Origin of the sequence: Micromonospora mirobrigensis (assembly GCF_900091555.1) — a bacterium.
GTDB lineage: Bacteria > Actinomycetota > Actinomycetes > Mycobacteriales > Micromonosporaceae > Micromonospora > Micromonospora mirobrigensis.
Genome location: NZ_FMCX01000005.1, coordinates 1 through 23,996, shown reverse-complemented (window position 1 = coordinate 23,996; position 23,996 = coordinate 1). Strand labels below are relative to the sequence as shown.

Annotated in this window: 17 protein-coding genes and 4 pseudogenes; 6 read left to right on the top strand and 15 right to left on the bottom strand. The window is 68.6% G+C overall.

Annotated features, from left to right (window positions below; translation table 11 throughout):
- The first annotated feature begins 62 nt into the window (after nucleotides 1–62).
- Nucleotides 63–1,055 (top strand): aldo/keto reductase, encoded by a 993-nt coding sequence (locus GA0070564_RS17335; protein WP_091609723.1) that lies wholly within the window; start codon nucleotides 63–65, stop codon nucleotides 1,053–1,055.
- Between the two features lie 710 nt (nucleotides 1,056–1,765).
- Here the strand turns inward: GA0070564_RS17335 and GA0070564_RS28920 are convergent.
- Both GA0070564_RS28920 and GA0070564_RS17305 read right to left on the bottom strand, forming a co-directional pair.
- Nucleotides 1,766–4,390 carry a glycoside hydrolase family 97 N-terminal domain-containing protein gene (locus GA0070564_RS28920; RefSeq protein WP_176730715.1) on the bottom strand — a complete coding sequence of 875 codons (2,625 nt, stop codon included), beginning with the start codon at nucleotides 4,388–4,390 and terminating at the stop codon, nucleotides 1,766–1,768.
- Nucleotides 4,391–4,439: 49 nt separating this feature from the next.
- The gene (locus GA0070564_RS17305) at nucleotides 4,440–7,604 is read right to left on the bottom strand and encodes a DUF5107 domain-containing protein (protein ID WP_091609719.1); all 3,165 of its coding nucleotides are present in this window, start codon (nucleotides 7,602–7,604) and stop codon (nucleotides 4,440–4,442) included.
- 93 nt (nucleotides 7,605–7,697) lie between these two features.
- Between GA0070564_RS17305 and GA0070564_RS17300 the strand changes: the two genes are divergently transcribed.
- Nucleotides 7,698–8,558, top strand: a complete 861-nt coding sequence (locus GA0070564_RS17300; RefSeq protein ID WP_091609718.1) for an AraC family transcriptional regulator — start codon at nucleotides 7,698–7,700, stop codon at nucleotides 8,556–8,558.
- Nucleotides 8,559–8,582: 24 nt separating this feature from the next.
- On the opposite strand, the gene GA0070564_RS17295 is transcribed toward GA0070564_RS17300, so the two are convergent.
- The 8 genes from GA0070564_RS17295 to GA0070564_RS17265 form a co-directional block, all read right to left on the bottom strand.
- Nucleotides 8,583–9,503, bottom strand: a complete 921-nt coding sequence (locus tag GA0070564_RS17295) for an aldose epimerase family protein (protein WP_091609717.1) — start codon at nucleotides 9,501–9,503, stop codon at nucleotides 8,583–8,585.
- The gene (locus GA0070564_RS17290; protein ID WP_091609716.1) at nucleotides 9,500–11,620 is read right to left on the bottom strand and encodes an alpha-galactosidase; all 2,121 of its coding nucleotides are present in this window, start codon (nucleotides 11,618–11,620) and stop codon (nucleotides 9,500–9,502) included. Before GA0070564_RS17290 ends, GA0070564_RS17295 begins: the two co-directional genes overlap by 4 nt.
- Before the next feature lie 2 nt (nucleotides 11,621–11,622).
- Nucleotides 11,623–12,510, bottom strand: a complete 888-nt coding sequence (locus GA0070564_RS17285; RefSeq protein ID WP_091609715.1) for a carbohydrate ABC transporter permease — start codon at nucleotides 12,508–12,510, stop codon at nucleotides 11,623–11,625.
- Nucleotides 12,503–13,345: a carbohydrate ABC transporter permease gene (locus GA0070564_RS17280; protein ID WP_091609714.1), complete on the bottom strand. Its 843-nt coding sequence runs from the start codon at nucleotides 13,343–13,345 to the stop codon at nucleotides 12,503–12,505. The genes GA0070564_RS17285 and GA0070564_RS17280 overlap by 8 nt, the downstream gene beginning before the upstream one ends.
- Nucleotides 13,346–13,452: 107 nt before the next feature.
- Nucleotides 13,453–14,718, bottom strand: a complete 1,266-nt coding sequence (locus GA0070564_RS17275) for an ABC transporter substrate-binding protein (protein WP_141714802.1) — start codon at nucleotides 14,716–14,718, stop codon at nucleotides 13,453–13,455.
- A 28-nt stretch (nucleotides 14,719–14,746) separates the two neighbouring features.
- Nucleotides 14,747–17,242: a glycoside hydrolase family 97 catalytic domain-containing protein gene (locus tag GA0070564_RS17270; RefSeq protein WP_176730714.1), complete on the bottom strand. Its 2,496-nt coding sequence runs from the start codon at nucleotides 17,240–17,242 to the stop codon at nucleotides 14,747–14,749.
- A gap of 1,292 nt (nucleotides 17,243–18,534) precedes the next feature.
- A complete protein-coding gene (locus GA0070564_RS29365) occupies nucleotides 18,535–18,708 on the bottom strand; it encodes a hypothetical protein (RefSeq protein ID WP_176730713.1) in 174 nt (57 codons plus the stop codon).
- Nucleotides 18,705–18,923 carry a flavin reductase gene (locus tag GA0070564_RS17265; RefSeq protein ID WP_091609711.1) on the bottom strand — a complete coding sequence of 73 codons (219 nt, stop codon included), beginning with the start codon at nucleotides 18,921–18,923 and terminating at the stop codon, nucleotides 18,705–18,707. Before GA0070564_RS17265 ends, GA0070564_RS29365 begins: the two co-directional genes overlap by 4 nt.
- 485 nt (nucleotides 18,924–19,408) lie before the next feature.
- On the opposite strand from GA0070564_RS17265, the gene GA0070564_RS17255 reads away from it, so the two are divergent.
- Both GA0070564_RS17255 and GA0070564_RS29630 read left to right on the top strand, forming a co-directional pair.
- Nucleotides 19,409–19,633, top strand: coding sequence for a winged helix-turn-helix domain-containing protein (locus GA0070564_RS17255; RefSeq protein ID WP_026268779.1), 225 nt, complete (start codon nucleotides 19,409–19,411; stop codon nucleotides 19,631–19,633).
- A gap of 355 nt (nucleotides 19,634–19,988) precedes the next feature.
- Nucleotides 19,989–20,261, top strand: a complete 273-nt coding sequence (locus GA0070564_RS29630) for a biotin/lipoyl-containing protein (RefSeq protein WP_091609710.1) — start codon at nucleotides 19,989–19,991, stop codon at nucleotides 20,259–20,261.
- Nucleotides 20,262–20,294: 33 nt separating this feature from the next.
- On the opposite strand, the gene GA0070564_RS17245 is transcribed toward GA0070564_RS29630, so the two are convergent.
- The gene (locus GA0070564_RS17245) at nucleotides 20,295–21,173 is read right to left on the bottom strand and encodes an IS5 family transposase (RefSeq protein ID WP_425412500.1); all 879 of its coding nucleotides are present in this window, start codon (nucleotides 21,171–21,173) and stop codon (nucleotides 20,295–20,297) included.
- A gap of 282 nt (nucleotides 21,174–21,455) precedes the next feature.
- Here GA0070564_RS17245 and GA0070564_RS17240 point away from each other — a divergent pair, with 282 nt between their 5' ends.
- Nucleotides 21,456–22,001, top strand: coding sequence for a hypothetical protein (locus tag GA0070564_RS17240; protein WP_141714800.1), 546 nt, complete (start codon nucleotides 21,456–21,458; stop codon nucleotides 21,999–22,001).
- A gap of 167 nt (nucleotides 22,002–22,168) precedes the next feature.
- Here the strand turns inward: GA0070564_RS17240 and GA0070564_RS29360 are convergent.
- From GA0070564_RS29360 to GA0070564_RS17225, 3 genes and pseudogenes are all read right to left on the bottom strand, one after another.
- Nucleotides 22,169–22,687 (bottom strand): annotated as a pseudogene (locus GA0070564_RS29360) (IS3 family transposase); the annotation flags it as partial.
- A gap of 121 nt (nucleotides 22,688–22,808) precedes the next feature.
- Nucleotides 22,809–23,093: pseudogene (locus GA0070564_RS30495) on the bottom strand (IS3 family transposase); the annotation flags it as partial.
- Complete coding sequence (locus tag GA0070564_RS17225; RefSeq protein WP_091609706.1) at nucleotides 23,093–23,404, bottom strand: transposase; 312 nt, start codon at nucleotides 23,402–23,404, stop codon at nucleotides 23,093–23,095. The pseudogene GA0070564_RS30495 and the gene GA0070564_RS17225, both read right to left, overlap by 1 nt.
- Before the next feature lie 63 nt (nucleotides 23,405–23,467).
- Here GA0070564_RS17225 and GA0070564_RS29905 point away from each other — a divergent pair.
- Nucleotides 23,468–23,647 (top strand): annotated as a pseudogene (locus GA0070564_RS29905) (site-specific integrase); the annotation flags it as partial.
- Between the two features lie 22 nt (nucleotides 23,648–23,669).
- On the opposite strand, the pseudogene GA0070564_RS29350 reads toward GA0070564_RS29905, so the two are convergent.
- Nucleotides 23,670–23,996 (bottom strand): annotated as a pseudogene (locus tag GA0070564_RS29350) (IS701 family transposase); the annotation flags it as partial.

Below are 23,996 nucleotides of genomic sequence, written 5' to 3'. Positions count from 1 at the left end.
TAATACCGAACAGTTTGGTTTGGTCAGCTATGGGCTGCCAATTCGACACGAGGAGCGATCTCATGCAGCACCGCACCCTGGGACGGCAGGGACTGCGCGTCTCCGCGCTCGGACTGGGCGTGATGGGGATGTCCATGGCCTACGGCCCCTCGAACGACGAGGACGGCATCTCCACCATTCACCGCGCCCACGAACTCGGAGTCGACTTCTTCGACACCGCCGAGCTGTACGGCCAAGGCACCGGCAGCAACGAGACGCTGCTCGGCAACGCAGTCAACGACTTCCGCGACGAGGTCGTCCTGGCCACCAAGTTCGGCTTCGACATGACCAGCAAGACGTTGGGGAGCGGCGTCAACAGCCGCCCGGAGAACATCCGCGAGGTCGCCGAAAACAGCCTGCGCTACCTCCAGACCGACCGCATCGACCTCTTCTACCAGCACATCTCCGACCCCGACGTACCGGCCGAGGAGGTCGCCGGCACTGTCGGTGACCTGATCACCGAAGGCAAAGTGCAGTACTTCGGCCTGAGTAACGTCGGCCCGCAGTACATCCGCCGCGCCCACGCCGTCACCCCGGTCACAGCCCTTCAATACGAGTACTCGATCTTCGAACGCGAGGTAGAGGACGAGATCCTGCCGGTCCTGCGGGAGTTGGGGATCGGCCTGGTGCCGTACTCGCCGCTCGGCCGCGGCTTCCTCTCCGGTGTGGTCAAGCCCGCCGACGAGTACCCCGAGGACGACATGCGCCGCTGGGACGAGCGCTGGCAGGGCGAGAACTACGCCTACAACCTGAACGCCGCCGAGCAGCTCCGAAAGCTCGCCGCCACCAAGGGCATCACCCCCGCCCAGCTCGCCCTGGCATGGCTGCTCGCCCAGGGCGAGGACGTCGTCCCGATCCCGGGCACCCGCAGCGCCACACGTCTGGAGGAGAACGTCGGCGCCACCGACGTAGAACTCACCGAGGCCGACCTGGCCCGTATCCGGGAGGTCCTCCCCCAGGGCTCCGCAGGCAGCCGCTACCCGGCTTCGATGATGACCGGCTTCCGCACCGACTGACAGCCCTACTCCAAGTTCGGCGGTCCCGGGCAAGCGGCGGCGAGCAGCGGCAGCGTGCCCTCCCGGGCGGGGCTATGACCGGGAGGACACGCCGACGCGCGCACCAACCACAGCGCGCCCTGCTCCTCCTGGCAGACGACCCTGGCCACCGGGTAGTCGTCCGCCTTGATCGGATGCCCACCACACGGGACATGACCCTAGTACGGCAGCCGCCGTTTGAGATGTTGCTGGACGGGCCGGGTAGACGAGATGTGACCGCAAGAACGGCCGTGGCCCGCATGTTCGCAGCCGCGATCGGCGTCAACGAGGACATCGCGAACGCCAACAGTGCCGGCTGCCTTGCCGCCCACCCGCTCGACACATCCGGCAAGGGCGAAATCGAGATCCACCAGGGCGACACGCTCCGGAGGCTGTCATCGATCTCCGCCAGCGCGACACGTACGGATCCGGAACCGTCGCCAGACTCGGCGGAGCGGTCGACCTCGGCGCCGCGCGTACGGTCGGGCGCGCCAACTGAGGGCGGGCCGGACTGTACCGACACCCCGAACCCGGCGCCGGTGTCGGTGACGACCACGCTGTTGTGGGCCAGCCGCACGAACGGCTGGTCGAGCGTCGGGAGTCGTCGTAATCGTCGACCGGTCCGACCCGGCATCGGGCGGCGACCTCGTGCTGGATGCACGAGGTCGCCGCCCGACGGTCGACCGGAGCGGTTACCGCACCACGGTCACTCGGTCGATCGCGACGGCAGCGGACGATGCCGACCTGACCCGAATGGTGTTCGCACCGGTCGCCAGCGACAGACCGAGTGTCTTCGTGGCCACGGCGGTGGCCGATCCCGTCGCGGGGAGGTTCACCGTGCTGGCGGTGCCCCCGTTGACCTGGAGCTGGACGGTCTGCGCAGTGGCGCTCGCGTAGTCCAGGCGGACGGTGTGGTTACCGGCCGCCGCGACCGTCAGACCGGTGATGTCCAGCGTGCCGCTGCCGCTGAGGCCCGTCACCGCGGAGCTCCCCGAGCAGCCTGAGCAGCTCGTCGCGGTGGCGGAGCCGGCGAGCGTGTTGCCGGCTGCTTCCGCCTCGGTGGCGCGCTCGATCGTCAGGGCGTCGATGTCCGGGGCGAAGGCGCCGGGGTTATCGAGCTTGATGGTGTTGTTGCCCGCCACCAGCGGCACGTCGACGCTCCACTTGTTGAGGAACTCCCAGCCGCCGGAGTCCGGCAGGTTCTCGGTGCTCAGGACGGTCCCGTTCACCGTGATGCGGACGGATCGCGGATCGGCGGACGTGTAGCTGAAGGTCATCCGGTGGGTGCCTGCCGTCGACGCGGTCACGTTGTTGAACTGGACCGAGCCACCCGAGCCGACGCTGCCGATCTTCGACCCGTTGGAGCAGCCCTTGCACGCCTGCACGGAGGCGCCGCCGGCGAGGGTGTTGGCGGCGGACTCCGCCTCGTACCGGGCGTCGCCGCTTCCGATCTGGGCGAGCGGCGTCTGAGAGATCTGCACGGCCACTCCACCGGTGGCGATCTCGGGCAGGGACAGCGTGGTGGCGCTGGTGACGGTCTGCGTGCTGACCTGCACCCGGCCCGACGCGTTGTCCGAGAAGATCGTCGCGGTGTAGGAGCCCGCGCCGAGGAAGGTCAGCGGAACGGACGCCGTGCGCGCCGGCGAGGTCATCCCGGCGATGAACCAGTCGCTGCCCGAGCGGCGGGCCATCGTGATGTGGTCCCCCGGGAAGCCCTCCACGACCTTCGTCTCATCCCACCTTGTCGGGATCGCCCGCATGAGGTGGCGCCCCGGCCACTGCTCGTACGCGGCGGCCGAGTCGGCGTAGTTGATCATGCCGGTGTTGTAGACGATCGCCTGCGCGAGAGTGTGTGCCTGGGTGAGCACGGACGCGTTCTGCGAGATCATCGCCGGCGTGTAGTCCATCGGGCCGATCGGACCACGCGTGAAGGGGTAGGTGACGTCGGCGGCGGCGGTGGTGGGCGGCGGGTACTTGTAGTGCTCGGTGCCGGCGACGGCCTCGGTGGTGAGCACCCACGGCCAAGTGCGGTTCTCGCCACCGGGCTTCGTGCTGCCGTGCAGGTCGAGCATCATCTGCCCGGCGCCGGCGGCGTCGCCGATGGACTGGTACCACTGCTGGACGGCCTGCGAGTCGTTCAGGAAGAAGTCGACCTTCAGTCCGTCCACTCCGTACGCCTTGTGATCCGTGATGAGTTTCGTCGCCGCGGCCGGGGTCTGCCCCGCGTCCGCGGTGACCCAGGCGAACACCTTCACCCCCTTCTGGTGCGCGTAGGCCGAGATGGCCGGAAGGTCGACCGCCGGGACATAGCAGCAGTCGACGGTGATGTACTCGAAGCCCATCGAGGCCGCGAAGTCGACCATCTGCTTCTGCTTGTTCAGGTCGGATGCGCTGTCCTCGTCGGTGTACCACGACCAGGCCGCCCGCCCGGGCCGGACCCACGAGGGGGTCGACGCGGCCGGCGGGTTGAGGTTCTGCACCAGGTCGCTGTTGTAGAGCTTGTCAAGGTTCGAGGCAATGATGGCCGTGCGCCAGGGCGTCTGGAACGGGTAGGTGCTCGCGATCGGAAAGCCCTGGTCGGGAGTTCGCGCGACGTTCAGCAGGCCGGTGCCGGCGCCATCGCCCCGGAGCATCGCAGGCGCGTAGCTGGCGTTGGCGTTGTAGACGTTCGCCTCGCTGATGAGGGCGAAGTAGCTGTTGCTGTTCACCGAGATCAGGGCCGGCATCGTCAGGTTGGTACCGGCGTTGAGGCCGGCGGCGTTGCGGTAGATGTAGTCCTGCTCGTAGTTGGCGTTCCAGGGTGCGGCCCAGCCTCCGTCACCTGGGTTGAGCCGGAAGCCGGTGGACTCGCCGGTGATGCTGGCGGCCCCGGTGCCGGGGATCCGGTACCGGAAGGCGATGCCGTCGTTGTACGCGCGGGCGATGAGCTGCAGCGTCGCGCCGCCCCTGGTATAGGTCAGCGTCATCTCGCGGCCGTCGTTGGTGTAGCTCGGCTTCGTCCCGGCCGGCAGCGAGTACGTCTCGGTGATCACGGCCCGGGTCTCTCCCGTGTAGGTCAGGCCGCTGGTGAAGTCGGTGGTGCTGGTGGTGATGCCGAGCGGCGACGAGTCGAACACCGTGGTACTGCCGGCGGTGACACCGTAGGTGATCGCGCCGCTCGCGTGGTCGCTGACGGTGAGATTGATCTGACCGTCCGGCGAGGTGATCGTGTGCGTGACGAGAGCGGCCGCCGGGGTCGCTGTGAGCAGCGACAGCCCGAGCGCGGCGACCACCGTCGCCCCGATGGCGATGGATGTGGGACGGCGTCGATTTCGCATGCTTCCCCTTGTCAATGGTGGGGTGCCTTGGTCTCCCGAGGTCCTGTCCTCAGGAGACGTTCTCGAGGCTAGGAGCAGTCGAGTCACCCAGGAATGCGCCTTCTGCCTCGGGGACTGGACGTTCCGACTCGGTTGCCGCTGCTCCCGGCGCCCTCGGGGCGAGCGTCCGAGGTCGGAACAGCAGCAGCTGCGGGAGCGACGTCGCGAAGTAGTCCGGCGCGGCGTCCGGTTCGAGGCTCCGCGGGAGCGGTTGAGCGTCGGCGATCGCCTGGGCCGCCTCCGCCCGCTTCTGGTCGCCGAGGAGGGCGTGCAGAGCCGAGAGGCGCTCGTGGATCGTTGTCGTCGGTGCGAGCGGATGGCGCGCCTCGCCGAGAGTCGCGGGAGGGGTGAGCGCAGCTTCGGCATGCCGGAGCGCCGAGTCGATGTCCCCGTCCGCCTCCGCCTGGCGGCTGAGCGCGAGGGCGACGTGCTCCCACGCGGAGAGGGCCAGACCCTCTCCGCCCTCCCAGGGCGCGAAGGGGCGCGAGGTCAGGACGGCATGGGCATCCGCGGCCCGGCCGACGGCGGTCAGCAGTTCGACGTACGAGATGGTGAGGTCGTCGCGCTCAAGAACCAAGGAGAGCCTGTCCTCCAGGAGGTCCAGTCGTCGCTCGGCCGGGGCGCCGACGAGCGCGAGGAGCTGGTCTCGTTCATAGAGGAGACGGGCCGAGGGGTGAAGGCCGAGGGCCGCGCCGTACCAGCCGAGGGCATCCTCGGCCATGCCGTAGAGGTTCACGGCGGCGACGGCGGCGTTGCGCAACGTCACCGCGTCCGCCTCCCCGGAGTCGATCGCGCGCCGCCAGAGCCGCAGGGCTTCCTCCTCACGGCCGGCGTCGTAGAGAAGCATCCCGAGCAGCGCACCCGTGCGGTGGTCGTCGGGGAACAGGTCGAGCACGGCACGCAGCGCGTCGTGGTCGTCGAGCCCGACGGGGAAACACCGGCGCGGGTCGACGCGGCGGGACTCCGCGAGAGCGTCGTCCGCGCTCTCGATCTGGCCGGCCCGACGGAGCAGCACGGACCGGTGGAGGTGGGCGATCGGACGGACATTGCCCGACAGTCCGACCGGCCGCTCCCCCGCCTGCACGAGCAGGGTGATCGCCCGATCGTCCTCGCCGGCCGCCGCGAGCTCGAGCGCCACGTCGATGACGGTACGACCGTCGGTGCTCACCGGCAGACCGGCGAGCGCGCGAGCCACCTGGTCGAGCGGATCGAGCGCGAGCCGGCTCCGGAGGTGCTCGTCCGCCAGGTCGGTGCGGCCGAGGCGTCGCTCGAGGATGATCCGGAGCGCGAGCGCACGCGAATCGGCGGCATTGACGGCCAGCGCCTTCTCGACGGCCGCCAGCGCAGCACGGTCCGACCCGCCCCGCGCCAGGATCCGAGCGGATTCCAGCTGGGCCGGGGCGAGCCATCGGACGTCCCACGCGGCCTTGGCGAAGGCATCGAGCGCAGCTGCGTCGCGACCGGTGCGCATCAGGACCAGCCCCAGTAGGTACCGGGCCTCGCCGTCGCGCGGGTTGCCGTTGCGCCGGGTCTGGCGGTCGAGCGCGCGCCGCAGGTGCGTCTCGGCCTCCGCATAGCGGCCGCGGCGCAGGAGGTGCTCGGCGAGCGCCGTGTTGCTGCGGCTGTCCAGCTCGTCGCGGCGAAGCGCCTCCTCCCAGTAGGGCAGCGGCGATCTCGTCGGGTGCCGGTTCTGGGAGAGATGGATGCCCGTGAAGTACAGCTCGTCCTGGCTGGCGATCTCCTGCGGAGCGGGCGGCTCGCTCGCCGTCCACGGCTCCTCGGTGCTGATCTCCGCGCGGGGACGCCAGGCAATCAGGCGTCCACCATCATCGCCGGTGACCCGCAGTTCGTGATCAGCAGGTCGAGCCGACCCCGTGGCCGCCTCGAAGCGGAACGGTACCCCCGGGGCGATCCAAACCCGCTCGTCGATGATCACGTCGTCACCGGCCGTCACCGTGACGCGTACGTCACGCTCGGCGACCAGGCAGACGCCTCCGGCCACCACGCCGTCCGCGACGTCGAGCCGCACGGCGGCCTCCGCCGTCGCCTGGTGCGCGGGCCCGATCTCGTGGATCGGGAACCACAGCTGGCTGAACTCCTTCGTCTCTCCCGGCTCGAGCCAGGCGAAGTCGGGCTGGTTGTCGGTGTAGACGCCGGCCATCAGTTCCACGTACGGCCCGTCCTCGTCGGTCAGGAGCCGGTCCCACGCGTGCCCGAAGGCCGCGTCACCCCACGTCCACTGCTTCTTGCCCGGAGCGATGTGGCGATCGGCGACGTGCACGAACCCGGCCCGGGCCCGGTGGTCGTAGCCGCCGAAGAAGTCGTCCTCGGTGTCGGTGACCATGTACGACGTCGGCACGGGGATGTTCCGGTAGAAGTCGATCCGGTCGCCGCCGGTGGCGTGCCGAGCCGGGTAGTCGACGCCGTAGTAGGGCCGGTCAGCCTCGGGGAACGCGGTGACGGCGCGCCGGGCGTGGTCGGCCACATAGGCGACATCGGTCGGGAAGAACGACTGGTAGTCGTCGTGCACGCGCGCCGCGACGTTGGCCCACCAGAGGAAGGTCTGGACGTCGCTGGTGCGGTTGTGGAGCCGCACGACGAGTTCCACGACGGCACGATCCGGGGACAGGCGTACGCCGTGCATCCCTTTCATGCGGGTGAACGGGTCGTGGTCGGAGCACCAGACGGTGACGGATCCGTCCGCGTGCTCCTCGATCGCGGTGTCGACGGGGAGGAAGGTCGCGGGCCGGTGGTGCTGCGGCCAGTTGAACTCGACGCCGCCGGAGATCCAGGGTCCGGCGAGCCCGACGAGCGCCGGCTTGATGACATTGTTGCGGTAGAAGAAGTCGTAGTCGGCCGTCTTGTCGTAACCGATGTGGATGCGTCCGCCCAGCTCGGGGAGGACCATGAGCCGGATCCAGCGGTTCTCCAGATGGATGGCCTGCCAGGTCCGGTCGGTCGGCTCGGAGGAGACCCGGTCGATGAACGGGATCGGATAGACGCGTCCGCTCGACCCCTGGTAGACGCGACGGTCGAGGAACATCGGGAACTCGTCGGGCGTCCCGGGCTGATAGGTCGGAATGGTCACCGGGGCGCTCCACGCGACAGCGTCGCCGGCGTCGAGGCGTTCACGCAGGTGTTCGGGTGCGGCCGGGCGGAGGTCATCGCTGAGCATTGCTCCATCCAATCGGCGAACCCCTCCTGCTAGGAATGCAGTAAGGGCAAGCACCCATGGACAATCCGACGATTGTTACCCCAGAATGTCCCCATGCCCGTCGAGGATGGATTCCGGGGGCAGCGGCTCGTCGTCGTGCCGCGGCCCGTCGTCTCCGGCGCGCTCAGGAAGCCGGTCACCCGGCGCCTTCTGGTGACCGACGTCGGCTACTATCCGGACGCGCTCGACCATCAGATGAGCAGACCGCGCGGCACGAACGAGACGATCGTCATGGTCTGCGCCGCGGGCACCGGCTGGGCGCGGATCGGCGACACGACCCATCGGATCGGCAGCCAGCAGGCGATCGTCATCCCTCGGGGCGTCCCCCATTCGTACGGCTCGGACGAGAGCCATCCCTGGACGATCTGGTGGGCACACATCGCGGGCACCGATGCGCCGGAGCTCGTCGAGGGGATGGAGGTCACGGCGGCGCGACCGGTGCTACGGGTACGGACGATGGAGCGCGCTGTCGCGCTCCTCGACGAGATCGTCACCAACCTCGAACGGGACCAGACGCCCGCCCGGCTGATGGCCGCCTCCGGCGCCGCGTGGAAGCTGCTGACCCAGTTGGCGGTCGACTGCCTGCTGCCGGCACCCGAAGATCCGCTGCAGCGGGCGATGAACTATCTGAGCGACCGGCTCGACGGATCCGTGCGGGTGCCTGAGCTCGCCCGACTGGTCGGCGTCTCTCCGACCCATCTGACGTCGTTGTTCCGGCGTGCGACGGGCGGCGGCGTCCTCGCCCACCACACGGCGCTGCGGATGGCGCGAGCGCGTCAGCTCCTCGACACGACGGATGCGACGATCGCGGAGGTGGCCCGCGATGTCGGATACCACGACCCGTTCTACTTCTCACGGCACTTCCGGCGCCGCCACGGGATGAGCCCCTCGGCCTTCCGCGCGCGGGACTCGTGACTGGCGAGCGGTGGGCTCCGCCGATCATCCGGTGAGGCGGATGCCCCATGAGACGCTCCATCGCTCGCCGGCGTCGAGCCAGCGCAGTCCCTCTCGCGTGCGGAGCGCGTTCGGCGGCGCGGTCATCGGCTCCACGGCGAGCGCGACCCGCGCTTCGCCATGCTCGGTGGGGAACGCATCCGCCCGGTACAGCTGGGTCCAGCGGTAGGCCGGGTCGGCCCAGAGCTCGAGCTGCGTCCCGTCATCGGCGCCGAGGCGATGCACGAGCTCACCGTCGGCATCCTCCCGCATCAGCGTGGCATGGCCGGGTGCCTCGGCGACGAGTCGCGGTCGCCGGAGGTCGCTGGACGTGCCGTCGACCGGGAAGCGTTCGCGCGGGATGTGCCGCTTGTCCAGACGGTAGGCGTGCGTCGCGTCCACGCTGAGTCGCAGCGCTTCGACTGGCTGTTCGCCGAGACGTAGGTAGGGGTGGGCGCCCAGGGCGACCGGGGCGCGCTCGGCGCCGACGTTGACGACGTCGGTGGTGACGGTCACTCCTCGGTGATCGACCCGGTAGACGACGACGACATCGAGTTCGAACGGATAGCCGGGAGGACGTCGGATGATCGTGCCGAGCACGATCGCGGCCCTCTGCTGACGGACGATGTCGAAGCGTCTGCCGGCGAGCAGGCCGTGGTTGGCGTTGCCGAGCTCCGGCTCGCTGACGTCGAGCTCGTGGCGGCGGCCGTCGTGCCACCAGCGCGCGTCCTCGACGCGGTTCGGCCACGGCGCGAGGATCGCCCCGGCCATGCCGGGGACTCCAGGCATAGTATCCGTGGGCTCGACGAGGTCGACGCCGCCGACGGTCAGGCGGCGCAGCGACGCCGCCAGCGGCTCGACGACGAGCGTGGTCGAGCCGCAGGCGGACCTGACCGTCGGCCGTGGGGGCCACGCGACGGGACTCATACCGCCTCGATGCGGAACAGCACCGTGCGATCCGGGTCGAGGGAGGGTGCCTCGAGACCGTGGACATGCAGTGCCCGCCCCGTCGTACGCACGCCGGCGTCGAGCCACGGCGGCCGCTGCCCGGCGGGTACGGGGACCCCCGGCGCGAACTCGGTGACGCGGTACCGCCGTTCGGGATCGAGCCCGGGGAACCGCAGGCGCGCGGGCGGCCAGGTGGCCGTGCGCGACAGCACGGTGAATCCGAAGATCGCCTCGGAACCGTCGACCGCGACGACCCCGTCGAGTCGCACGTCCGCACCCGTGTCCGCGCGAACCGTTCGGCCGGTGTGGAGCAGGCTCCGATGCTGCTTGTGCGCGTCCACCCATCTTCTGACGTGGGCGAACGTGTCGTCGTCGAGCTCGGTCAGGTCCAGTTCGACGCCGAGGTTGCCCCAGAAGGCCGTCGCCGCGCGGAAGTCGAGCGGCGCGACGCGGTGGGTGGTGTGCGAGTCCTCGGCACCGATGTGGGTTCCCTGCAGCTCCGGCGGGACGAGCACGCCCGTCCATCGCTGGATGTCGACGCGTTCGTGCGGGTCGTTACAGTCGGAGGGCCAGACGCGGTCCGTCCGGTGCAGGACGCCGAGGTCGATGCGACCGCCGCCGCTCGCGCACGACTCGATCTCGAGCCCGGGATGCCGGCGGCGCAACTCGTCCATCATCGCGTACGCGGCGAGGGTCTGCTCGTGGACGCCCGCCCGGCCGCTCCCGCTGTGGCCGGCATCGGTGAGGTACCGGTTGTGGTCCCACTTGATGTAGTCGATGCCGAGCCTGTCGACGAGGGCGGACACCTTTCCGAGGACGTGCGCGTAGGCGTCCGGGTTCCCGAGGTCGAGCACGTGCTGGTACCGCGACGGGAGGCCCGGTCCGTGGCCGCCGTCGAAGATCCAGTCGGGGTGGGCGCGCGCGAGCTCGGAGTCGAGGTTGACCATCTCCGGTTCGAACCAGAGGCCGAACTGCAGCCCGAGGCCGTGGACGTGGTCGGCGAGGCCGTCGAGGCCGTCCGGCCAGACGACCGGGTCGACGTCCCAGTCGCCGAGCGAGCTGGTGTCGTCGCGGCGCCCGGTGAACCAGCCGTCGTCGAGGACGAACCGCTCGATCCCGAGGTCTGCGCTGCGCTCGGCGAACCGCCGCAGCTTCGCCAGGTCGTGGTCGAAGTAGACGGCCTCCCAGGTGTTGGAGAGGACCGGCCTGGCCGACTTCGGGTGCGCAGGACGGGCCCGGAGCATCCGGTGCATCCGGTGGGTGACCTCGTTCAGGCCGTCGCCCCACACGCCGTGGACCGTAGGGGCGGCATAGGACTGGCCGGGCTGGAGGGTGAGCTCGCCGGAGAGCAGGATCTCACCCGCGCGCAGGTGCCGGGTGCCGGCGGGGGTGCGTTCGGCGGCGAGGAGCTGGTTGCCGCTCCAGGCGAGGTGCGCGGTCCACACCGCGCCCCGCTCGAACCCGAACCCCGCCTCACCGGCGGCGAAGATGGTGGAGTGGTCGAGTCCGGGTTTTCCGCCACGGCTTTCGCGCAGCCAGGTCCCGATCGGGAGGGGATGGCGCTGCGGAACGCGCTCCAGTGCCCACCGGCCGCTGAGGTCGAGCAGCTCGCCGGCCGTGTCCGGGAGCGGCAGGGCCAGCTCGACGCCGTCGAGCGCGTAGGGCTCCGTCCCGTCGTTGCGCAGTTCAGCGGAGAGCGACAGCACGCCCTCCGCGCTCAGGTCGAGCCGGAGCGCGATCCGCAGCGCGGAGTCTGGATCGGTGGCCACGCTCTCGACCCGGTCGTCGGTCGTCGTGTTGGCAGCATCGCGGAACCACGGCGCGAACGCCCGCCCGCCACGGTTTCCCGTGACACCCGGACGACCGAGCCACCCTTCGGCGAGCTGAGGGATGACGGGCACGGGCTGCGGGTAGGTCACCGCGCTGTCGCCGATGGTCGGAAGCGTGGCGGATCGCAGGTCGGCGAGCTGCTCGTGGTCGAGGGCGCCGAGGTCGGCTCCCCAGTGCAGGATGCGCGGGAGGCGCCCGTCGGTGAGGTCGACGACGACGCTGACGCCGCCGCGCCTGAGGTGGACGATGTCCGGTGCGAGGGGCATCTCTATCCCTTCAATCCGCTGCTGGCGATGCCGGCGAAGAACTGTCGCTGCAGGACGATGAAGACGATGACGAGGGGCAGGGTGCAGATGAGCGCCCCGGCCATCAGGGCGGGGTAGTCGGTTCCGAACTGTCCCTGCATGCTCGCCAGGCCGACCGTGAGCGGACGGTTGTCGCCGGCCGGCGAGACGATCAGGGGCCAGAGCAGGTCGTTCCAGGAGTACAGGGAGGTGAGCACGGCGAGAGCGGCGAGCATGGGTCGCGCCATCGGCAGCATCACGCGCCAGAAGACCCGCAGCGTCCCGGCCCCGTCGAGCTGCGCGGCCTCCTCGTACTCCTTCGGCATGGTGATGAACGCCTGCCGCATCAGGAAGGTGCCGAAGGCGCTGAAGATGCCGGGGATGGCCAGTGCGGGGACGGTGTTGAGGAGTCCCAGTTCCTTCATGATGTCGAACTGGCCGAGCACGAACAGCTGACTCGGCACCATCAGCATGAGCAGGAAGAGCGCGAAGATCACCTTGCGGCCGGGGAATCGGAGCCGGGCGAAGGCGTACCCGGCGAGCGCCGCCACGAGGACCTGCCCGGCGACGCGGAGCACGAGCGAGGTCGCCGACACCGCGAACTGGGCCCAGAACGGGACCGACGCGAAGAACGTGTCGAAGCCGACGAGAGTCGGGGTCGCGGGGAAGAGCGTGGGCGGGAGGGAGGCCACCTCGTTGGAGGTCTTGAACGCGGTGAGGATCTGCCAGACGAACGGCACGACCATAAGCGTCGCGGCGACGATCAGGAGGACGTGGATCCGCCACTGACCTCTGCTGCTCGCGGAGCGGCCCCGCGGACTGCGTCGGCCGGCGGTCAGCACGCGCGGGGTGGCGAGTTCGATCTCAGTCATAGTTCACCCACCTCCTCTGCAGGCGGAACTGGATCGCGGTCGCGATCATGATGATGACGAGCAGCACGATCGCGATGGCCGCGCCGTACCCTTGCTTGAACTGGACGAACGCGGCCTCGTAGAAGAGATAGACGATGGTCTTTGAGCCGTCGATGGCGGTGTTGTTCACGCTGCCGAGCATCACGAAGACCAGGTCGAACATCTGCAGCGCGCTGATGATCGTGAGCACGGTGACGAAGAATATGCTGGGGCTCAGCAGCGGCAGCGTGATCGAGAAGAACTGCCGGATGCGCCCGGCTCCGTCGACGGCCGACGCCTCGTAGAGCTCGACCGGGATGCTCTGCAGCCCGGCGCCCAGAATGATCAGGTTGACCCCGAGGCCCATCCAGATGCCGACGACGGCGAAGGCGTAGATCGTGAAGCGGTCGTCCGCAACCCAGTACTCCCCGGGGATGCCGACGAGGGAGAGCAGGTAGTTCAGGATGCCGAAGTCGCCGTTGAGGATGAACCGCCACACCATCCCGACCGCGACCGGGAGGGTCACGACAGGGAGGAAGAACAGCACCCGGTAGAGGGTGCGTCCCTTCGCGGCCTGTTCGATCAGGGCCGCCAGGACGATCGCGATCGGGATGCCGAGGAGGACGAGGAGGGTGTACCGAGCGGAGTTGCCGAGAGCACGCCAGAAGTCCTCGTCACTCAACAGCTTCGTGTAGTTGTCGACGCCGGTGAACGTGCCGGCGCCGAAGACGGGCACCTTCATGAAGCTCTTGACGAAGGTCGAGAGGAACGGCCAGAGATACAGCGCGGCGAGCCCGACGAGCGCCGGGGCGATCATCGGGATCGCCCACCAGTCGATGCGGTTCCGAGGCCGGCGGACGGGCGGGGGCGAGGTGGGGCCGGGACGGCTGTTCTGCCGCCCCGGCCGGTTAAGTATGGCCCTCATTACTTCTCGGCCAGAACCTTGTCGATCGCGTCCGCGTACTGCTTGGTCGCGTCCGCGACGCTGGTGGTGCCCTCCCACGCTGCGGTGAGGTACTTGGTCTGGTCGCCCTGCCACTCGGCGGCGTTGCCCTGGACCGGCAGCGGGACCGAGTACTCCTTGGCGTCGATGAACACCTGGAGGTTCTTGAACTCCGGCATCGCCGCCATCCAGGTCTTCTCACCGCCTTCGTACGCGGGGAGCACGGCACCGGACCTGGCCTGGATCTCCGCCGCCTCCTTGCCGCTGGCGAACAGCAGGAACTTCTTCACCGCGTCCGGGTGCTTGGTTCCGGCGTAGCCGACGTTCACGATGCCGCTGGTGACGGTGGCACGCTTCTCGCCGATCGGGAGCGGGGCGACGTCGACGTTCCCGGCGATCGCCTTGTTCTCGTAAAGCTTCAGCGCCCAGTAGGCGCCCGACATGTACATGGCGACCTTGCCCTGCTCGAACATCGTCTCAGCCTCGGTGTCCGACAGCTGCTTCAGCGTCGGCGACGACTTGTCCGCGTGGAGGTTCGTCCAGAACTCGATGCCCTTTTGGGCTTCGGGGCTGTCGATCTCGGCCGTCTTGCCGTCGGCCGAGATGACCTGGCCGCCGGCCTGGAAGATGGTGTTGTAGTAGCCGCCCTGGTAGTCGATCGGAGCGGCGACGCCCCACACACCGGCGGCGGGATCGGTGAGCTTCTTGGCGGTCTGCCGGAAGTCGTCCCACGTCCAGTCCGCGGCGGGGTAGGCGACGCCCGCCTTGTCGAAGATCGCCTTGTTGAACCACACCGCGTTGGTGTCGACGTCCTTCGGCAGACCGTAGGTCTTGCCGTCGCCCTGGTCATACAGGTCGAGCACGGCCTTCGGGTACTTGCTCAGGTCGACCTTCTCCTTCTTGATCTCGTCGGAGATGTTCAGGAGCTGACCGCCCGAGGCATAGGGCCGGATGTTCTGCGCGAGCATCCAGAAGGCGTCGGGAGCGGTGCCGCCGGCCGCGCCGGTCTGCAGGGTGGACCAGTACTCCGGCCACGGGCGCTCTTCGACCTTGACCGTGATGTTCGGGTGCTCCTTGGTGAACGCGGCGGCGATCTCCTTCATCGCCGGAGTCTGGGTTCCCGCCCAGACTCCGTAGGTGATGGCCACCTTCTCGTTCGAGTCACCACCGGTGTTTCCACTGGAACAGGCAGTGAGCAGGACCGCCGCGGCGACGACCGCCGCGGTGTTGAGCAATCTCTTGTGCACGGGTTCTCCTCTGATGTGGCGGTGGTCGTCAGTGACCGGACTGCTGTGGATACGACAGGGTGGTGAGAGTGGCGTTCGCCCAGTCGATGTGGGCGGCCGACTCCGAGTACGGCTCGGTGCGCAGAGTCAGCGTGCGGTAGCCGGCGATGTCGATCCGGAATCCGACGGCCGGGACTCCGGCGGTCAGATCGACGCGGAACAGCACCTTCCCGTCGGCCTCGACGATCGCCGCGGCCGCCGTCGCCGGTGTCTCGTCGTCGATGCCGACGGCACCGTCGAACCATTCCGCACGTCCGCCGAGGTGGAAGTGCGCCTCCGCCGGCGACGACATGCCCAGGCCGGTGTCGTACTCCTGTCCGGCGATCGACATGCGCCGACCGTCCCCGGGGTTGCCGCCGCCGTTGCTCATGTCCCGCTCGACGGGTCCGCTCTCGTTGCGGAACGCGAGCATCGGAAGGGAGGACAGCGGCGCTGTGCCGCACAGCGGGCGGACGGCCCGGACGGGGGTGACGGTAGGGACCCCGCGGGTGGGACCGCCTTCGACCGTGACGACGCCCAGTTCGCCCGGGAGAAGGTCAGCGGGCGCCTGGATGTCCCATCGACCAGCCTGTAGGCGGGTCGCACGCCAGCCGGGGGCCACCCGCACCGACACCGCGGCCGGGACGACGATCTCGGCCCGCCCGTCTTCGTCGAGCTCGACGAGTTCGGCGGGCACGAGGGGAAGAGCCACCGGCTCGACGGGTGCCGCGCGGAACAGGTCGCCGCCGGCCGATGTCAGGATGGCGACGAATCCGCCGTCCCGGCTGACCGGGACGGTGAGGGTCTGATCGACCGTCGCGCTCGTCTCGGTCAGGCCGCGGCCGTCCTCCGTGAGGGCGTCGCCGACGATCCACGCGTCGAAGGACCCCTCGCCGAGCCGGTCGAGCGGGACCTCGACGGTGCGGGCAGGGCCGGTCGCGATTCCTCCGATGAACCAGCGATCGCCGGAGCGGCGCGCCACAATCGCCTCGGTGTCGGGTGTTCCTGCGAGCAGGCGGGTCTCGTCCCAGCTCGGGGCGAGTTCCGCCAGGAAGCGCGCGACGAGCGGACGTTCCAGGTACGCGTCAACGCTGTCGGCGAAATGGGTGATGCCGCACTCGAACGCGACGCTGAGCGCGAGCTCGTGCCCGTCGCTGGTCGACCGTCCCGGCGCCGTGAAGGCCACCGGCGTGTAGTCCATCCCACCGACGACGTTGCGGGTGAACGGCTGGATGACGTTGTGCTCAGCCGTCAACGGAGTGTCGTTGTAGAAGACGTAGTACTCGGAACCGCGGACCGCCTCGTAGCCGATCACCTGGGGCCAGGTGCGCGCCCAGCCGCGTGGGATGACGGACCCGTGGAAGTTCACCATCATCCCGAGACGAGCGGTCTCCTGGAGGATCGAGTCGTACCAGCGGTAGCGATCCTTGGACTCCGACTCCATGAAGTCGACCTTGATGCCGGCGACGCCCCACGAGCGCCACCGGGCGAGGCGTTCGAGCTTCTCCGGCCCGTCGAGGTCGTGCCAGACGGTCCACAGGTGGACCTGGATGCCAAAACGGCTGGCGTACGACACGATCTCGGGGACCCAGGTCTCCTCCCAGCCGCAGTCGATGAGGAGGTGCTCCCAGCCGAGTCGGGCCGCGACGTCGACGAAATGCTTCTGCGCGTCCAACTGGGCGCCGGAGTAGAAGTCCGACCACCACGACCAGGCGGCGCGACCCGGCCGCACCCAGCCGGCGTCCTGGACGGATCGATGCTGGGCGGGCGCGAGCTCGTCGACGAACGTGCTCTCCACGACGTCGGCGATCCCACCCACGACGAAGACCCGCCAGGGCGTGATGGCGCCGCGCGCGATCTCGGTGACGGCGTCCGCCTGCTGAAAGGCGAGTACGCCTTCCGCCGCGTCGACGAGGGCGTGCGCGCCGCTGTAGCGCCCGTCGATGCCGGACTCGGTGACGAGGACGTGCTCACCCTCCGGCCCGCGCAGGAGCGCGGGAAACCCGTACGCGCCGCTGGACAACCGCGGGATGTCCCACCCGGATCGGGGGGTCTCGTACCAGGTCTGATACGCGAGCATCCACGCGCGCTCGAACCCGTCGAGTTCGAGGGCGGTCGCTTCGCCGTCGAGGGTGCTCAACCCCTGCAGGTCGGGTACGCCGTAGCGGAGGGCGATGCCGTCGGCGGCGACTCGGACATCGATGGACCACTCGCGGTCGCTCGCATCCGCGAGCGTCACCGTCAGCTCCTCGTGCGTCGACGTCCGCGGTGTCGTCGACTTTCCCGATCGGGGCGCCAGCGTCTCGGCGATGCTGCGCGTCGACGCGCGGCGGAAGCGACTCTCAGCAGCGAGGTCGCGACCACCCACGGTCACCCCCAGGCGGATCCGCAGGAGGGTGCGGGATCCGCGGCGGGCGGTGAGCCGCAGCCCTGCGTCGTCGGCCGTGACCAGAGCGCGGAGCCCGCTCGCGACCGTCTCGGCAAGCAGCAGGGTTTCAGTGACCACGTCGTCTCCATCCATGCTCGGGTGCCGGGCGCCGGGTGGCCTGGCCCCGAGACTTCGATGATCGAGACTATGGGGTGCCGGACCCTGCACGCTATGACGCATCGCGCTACCGGCCTGGACGTTTCGACAGTCCTTCTGCGCCCTACATCCACTAAAGCTGCTATTCCGCCGATCCATGATGGATGAATCGCCACTCCACCCGATCGGCGCTGATGGAGCATCTTGCCCGCTTCGGCCGCACGGCACGACGACGCTCTTGGGGGAGCACAGCATCGCCGGCGACCGCGTCTCCGCGGGACCGAGGTGTCCCTGGTACGCGCTGCCCGTGACCTCCGGGTGGAGCGGTTGGCAGCGGCGGCGCAGGTCGCGGTCGGATGCCGCCGCGCCACCCTGGTCGCCCGTTCGGCGGCACCTCCTGCATCGAGCAGCCACGCCGCCTCCGACGTCGCGCCCCCTCCAGCCGCATAGAACGCGACTACACTCAGTCACTCACGGTGCCTGCACGGCCCGGCGGGTCGACCCCGAGGCACCGTCAGATCCGGAGTCCCCCGAAGTCGCCGGAGCTCGACCGGCCGCGCGCCGACGCGATCGCGTGCGTGCAGCGCATCGACTCGTCGGGTGTGGCCTGGCCGTCGGTGCGCTGAAGGTGCGCCTCGCCCCAGACCCGGACGCCCTCCACGACAGGCAGGACCGTGGCGCCGTTGGCTCATGCAGCATCACCCGACTGCATCACCGAGCCGCAGCATGGGAAGCGGGTCGTGCGGGTACGTCCAGTGGTACCGCTGAAGGTTCACCACTGCGGTCGCCTGGAATTCGTGCTCGTCGACGAACTGCCGCACCGGCCACCGCCAGCAGCCAGCAGCCAGCAGCCAGCGGTAAGTGATCCTCCAGTAATCCCACCAGGTCGCGAACCAGGCCGTCTAGATGGGCTCGTGTTCGACCGATTGCGTCGCCATGACGCCGGCGACGGGATCGACGGGCACGCCTGCGGTCCACGGAGGAGCGTCGCGTTTCCCAGGTCACGATCACAAGCCGGTCGCCATTGCTCCCAATCTGCTCCCAACCTAAGGGGCAAGACGGCGGAAACCCGTTACCGGTGGTTCCGGTGACGGGCCTCAGACCTGCATACATCAATGGTGGGCGATACTGAGATCGAACCAGTGACCTCTTCGGTGTGAACTCTCGGCGGGCTGGTCAGATCGGGTTCGATGCGAGGTCAGACGGGCTGGTGGCGCCCTCTCGGCTCGGTTCGGCTGGCACGGTTGCTGTACTTCGCTGCTGTACTGCTGGCATCACACGAGGCGTTGGATCCGGACCTTCGGGCGCTCGTTCCTTAGGTGGCTCTGCTTGTGTTGGCGGACCTGCTCGTCCCAGACCTCCTGGTCGTAGTCCGGGTCGGGTGGAATCCACTTGTGGGAGCCGTCGCTGTAGTGGAACTTCTCGTCGCCGCGTCGCAGGATGCTCATCGGGTCCAGCCGAGGAAGCGGTGGTGCAGGTGGCCGGCGGGGACGTGGGCCAGGTCCTGGGCGGCATCGACGAGTTGGGCGGCCAGATAGAGGGCCAGCGAGACCGGGGCGCGGTCGTACTCGGCTCGCAGCTCGCGCCGCCGGGTCTGGCAGGGCCACTCCCCCGCGCAGCCGCCGCAGGTCCAAGCCGGCTTGATCGGATGGTGCGTCGTCATCGCGGCCCGTCCCGACTGGGCCAGTGGCCGCGGTTGATCGGGATGGAATGACGGCTTCGGCAGGGCAGGTCGCTTCCGCAGCGGCAGACGTGCCGCCAGTGCTGCCATGACCAGACGGGTCGATGCCGGCGGGCAAGGGTGAGCGCCACCGCCAAGACGTACTCGTCGTACGAGACACGCCGCCGACTGTTGTCCCGCATCAGGTCTTGCCTGATATCCGGCACGGCGCCTGCGGTCGCACCAGTTGCATCGTTCGGTCTAGTCACCATGCCTCCCCGCCGACGCTTGCGGTCCCGTGGGCACCCGGTCAGCCGTGTCCGGAGACAGGGCGCCCACGGCAGGACGACCCGGCCGCCAAGCTGAGTAGCCCCACGAGCAACTTAGGACGCAATGTGCGCAGGGTCAACAGCTACGACACATAGCGTTGTAAGTCGAGCCCGCGATGTGGTCTGCTTGCACCAGCCGCCAAGCTGGGAGCACCACCGATGTCTGAAGCTGCATACCTACAGGTCGCCCGGGATATCCGCGAGCAGGTCAGCTCCGGCCAGTTGAAGCCGGGCGACAAGCTGCCCTCGTTCGCCGCCCTCTGCGAGCACTACGAGGTCAGCAACACCGTCATCCGCGCCGCCATGCTGCTACTCAAGGCCGAAGGGCTGATCGACGGTCGGCAGGGCAAGGGCGTCTACGTAGCCAACCCGCTTCCTCGGTAAGCCTGGGACGGCTCCGCGTCTGGACCCCTCGCTTGTAAGTTCTGAGCGCATCGCCCGGCCGCGTCCGCACACGTCTCTGAGGTCGGGCGCTGATCCATAGCCCTCCTCGCCCGCCACCGACGTCCGGCCCCATTGCTGTCGACAGCAACCTGCTGAGTCCTGTGCTTGACTTGGCGTCCCCCATTCAAGGAGCGGTGTGAGGTTGCTGCACGTGTTATGGAACATCGGTGCACCACTGGTCGGCCTCGCAGTCGTGATCGCCTCGGCCATCGGCGCTCGTAGGCGACACCTTGCACGAGCCGCTGTCGACACACGGCCCTGGCCAAGGTTGCCCGACGATACAACGGCAGTCGAGATGCCTTCGTTAGGCGAGGGAGTCACAAGCGCGACCGTTGTCCGGCTCAAGAAGCAGCTGGGCGACCAAGTGCAGGTCGGTGACGTGGCAGCGGAAGTGTCAACTGACAAGGTCGACACCGAGATTCCAGCGACCACCGCCGGCACTGTCTCGGCTGTGTTCGTTCGTGAAGGCGATGAAGTTCCGGTTGGATTTCCGCTACTCGCCGTGAGTCCGTCAGCCGTGCTGCCACATCTGGCCGACGACCCGCCCTCAGCTTGGGAATCAGATTGATCTACACCGTTAAGGCGTGTTTCATAAGCCCGGTCAGAGCCATTCGCAGATGATGGTGATGGTCAGGACGGCCTGGAACCGGACGGCTAACTTGTCGTAGCGGGTGGCCACGCCGCGGTGGCGCTTGAGTCGGGCGATGCCGTTCTCGACGGCATGTCGCATCCGGTAGAGGTCTCGGTCGAACTTCGGCGGGCGCCCGCCTTTGGAGCCGTTGGCTTTGCGGTGGGCGTCCTGGTCGGTCTTGCTGGGGATGCAGGCCTTGATGCCGCGTGAGCGCAGGTGGGCTCGGTTACCGCGGCTGGTGTAGGCCTTGTCGGCCAGGACCAGGTCGGGGCAGGTGCGGGGCCGGCCCACACCGAGGCGGGTCACCCGGATACGGCGCAGGACCGGGATGAACTGCGGGCTGTCACCACGGTGCCCGGCGGTCACGACCAGGGAGAGGACCTTCTGTCCCTGCTCGCAAGCCAGGTGAGTCTTGGTGGTCAGCCCACCCCGGGAGCGGCCCAACGCGTGATCGGCCGGCTCGTCGTGCACCCCGCCGGGCGGTTCCTTCTGCAGATGCCCGTCGGTGCGGGCGCCGGCGGCGTGCTGATGAGCGCGGCTGGTCATCGAGTCCACGCTCACCGTCCAACCGATCCGGCCGCTCGCGTCACCGGCGGCTTGTAGCGCGGACAGGATCTTGTCCCAGGTCCCGTCCCTCTGCCACCGACGGAACAGGCCATAGACGGTGGGCCAGGGCGCGTACTCAGCCGGGACGTCCCGCCATGGGGCACCGATCCGGATCCGCCACCGGATCCCATCGATGAGCTGCCGTTTCTCCCACTTCGGCGGACGACCCGTGGCCGACACGGCAGGCAGCAGCGGAGCCAGAACAGCCCACTGCCCGTCGGTGAGGTCATGCCGCCTCGTCACCGCTACGCTGGCCACGAGGTCTCCGGTATGAAGTTCTTGCTTGGTCGCAGAACCAGATACCGGAGACCTCTTCAGTTGTCGATCACCGCCACGCCATGACCCCGACGCCGCCAGCCCGACTTACGAAACACGCCTTAGTAGCTGTCCTGGGTCGTGGATGAGCACGGAACGTTCAGGTCGCGGTTGCCGGGTGTCGTTGTGGGCCGGTGTTGACCCCTGCATCGGGCACGCATCGGGCACAGGTAGTCGCCCCGTCTGCTCGGCTGCCCGTACGCTCTAATCGTGCTCAAATCGTACGTCCGACGAGGAGTCGCCCCCATCCTGGTGGCGACCTCAACCGCTTGGGCACTCGCCGGCTGCCTGCACGTCGCATCGCCCCTTGGCAGCTGCACTGATCGCGACGTACGACTTGCAAGCACGCTCGGTGAGCTGCCCGTGCTACAGGCTCATCCCGACGGAACAGTGCTGACGGACAACTACTCCGGATGCGACACCGACGACGGCTTCCCCTACGCCGGGAGGCAGTATCGTCCCGGCCTCGACCGTCAGGCAATCCACACCTTCTACGCGACGGCAGCGGCGAAAGACGGCTGGCAGTTCCACAGCGAGAACCACCCTCCCGCACCAGGCACCCTGGTCGTCACTGGTCCTGGCGTCTGCTACACCAAGCAAGTCGACGGGACCACCGCATACCTCAAGGTGTGGTACCCCAGCGACCTGAACCCTCTTGACCCCGCCGAGCCACAGGCATCCACCGAGCTACAGGCGCCCGTCGACCTGTACGGCGTTGAAGTTACCGCCGCACACGACGGTGAGGCAGGGTGTTGATCTCCCTGGCCTAGCCCGTCGGTTCCCTCCGCCCGGCAGGGCTTGACTACTTCGTCCCGAAGGAACCACCAGGCGTCAATGAGCTGGGCCAGCAGCAGGGCTGACCTGTCCGAACGGTCCACCGCAGTCCACGGACGTGAGGTTCCCCCGGTTTGCCGGAGGGTTGGTTACCTGGCGCCGGAGGGCTCAGGCTGAACGATAGCCGTATCGTTCTGTTGGGCGTGGTGGGTGTGCCAGGCGGTTTCGTACTCGTCTGGGGATCGCCAGCCGAGGTCTTTCTGGATGCGGCGGGTGTTGTACCAGCCGTCGATGTAGGTGAAGATCGCGTTCTCGGCCTCGTCGCGGGTGCGCCACGAGTTGCGGTAGACGAGCTCGATCTTCAGTGTCGACCAGAAGTTCTCCATCAGGGCGTTGTCGTAGCTGTCGCCGACCGAGCCCATCGACGGAAGGATGCCGTTGTCGGCCAGGCGTTGGGCGAAGCGGAAAGACGTGTAGTTCAACCCGCGGTCTGAGTGGTGGATCAGTTGGCCGTCGCGGACGTCGCGGGACCAGATGCCGTATTCCAGGGCGCCGAGGATCAGGTCGGTGTCGCAGCGGTCGGAGCAGCGCCAGCCCACGATGCGGTTGGAGAACACATCCCGCACCGCGGCGAGCCAGAACACGCCCTCTCCGCAGGGGATGCGGGTGGCGTCGGCGACCCCACAGCCGGTTCGGAGCCGCGGCGGTGAACTGCCGGTTGACCAGGTCCGGCGCCGGTGTCGCCTTCGGGTTCGACCGGGTCGAGGGGATGCGCCACTTCTTGCGCAGGAACGCGCCTTGCAGGCCGGCGCCGCGCATCAGCCGCTCGACCCGCTTGCGGCCGACGTGGCGGCCCTGCCGACGCAACATCGCGTGCACTCGCGGGCTGCCGTAGGTGCCACCTGAGACGTCGTGGATCTCGGCGATCTCCACGGCCAGTTCCTCATCCTGCCGGCGTCGGACAGACGGGTTGGCGGCCCGGGTGCGCCACCCGTAATAGGTGGAGACGGCCACGTTGAGGACCCGGAGGATGGGCTCGACCCCGAAGCGGTCTTTCAGCTCGTCAACGAGCATCATGACCGTCGCCGGGTCGGATCGAGTTCCGAGGCGAAAAAAGCCGAGGCGGCCTTGAGGATCTCGTTGGCCCGTTTCAACTCGGCGTTCTCCCGCCGCAGCCGGCGCAGCTCCTCCACCTCGGACGTGGTGGGCCGGTCGTTGCGCTGGCCGCGGTCGGCTTCGTCCTGGCGGATCCAGTTGCGCAACGCTTCGTGATGCACCCCGAGCTGCCGCGCCAGTTGGCGGATCACGGGCTTGGGGTCCGACTCCCGGTACAAGCGCACCGCACGTTCACGCAGCTCATCGGGGTACTTCTTCGGTGGTGCCACGGATAACTCCCTTCAGCTCCATCAGAGCATGATCGAAAGCCTCCGAGCTACCGGGGGAACCTCAACGAGGCCGAAGCAGCCGCCGGCAACGCGTGGCACGAAACCGGACTCGTATTCACCACCCGCTACGGCACACCCATCGAGCCGCGCAACTTCCAACGCTCCTGGCAGACGAGGTGCGAGAGAGCAGGCGTCAAGCCGATCACCGTTCACGACGCCAGAAGAACCTGCGCCACCCTCCTAGTACGGCAGCCGCCGTTCGGGATCATGGCTGGAGTTCGAGGTTGAGGCGGCGTGTGTAGTGGGCTCGGCGGGCTCGGGCTTGATGCCGGCGTCGCCAGCCTGACCAGTGCAAACGGTGGGCGAGGTCGCTGATCGGGTGGATGATGCAGGCGTTGATCAGTCGGCGGATCTCGTTGACGGTGAGCTTGATCAGGCCGTTATCGGCGTGGTCCTGGTCGGCAATGTCGGCGGCGCAGATCGCCAGGACGGCGAGGGCGGCCAGGGCCAGGGTGGTGAACCGGTGCCAGGAGTCCCAACGGCGGACCTGGTGCTGGTCCAGACCGACCTGGCTTTTGGCGGCCTGGAAGCT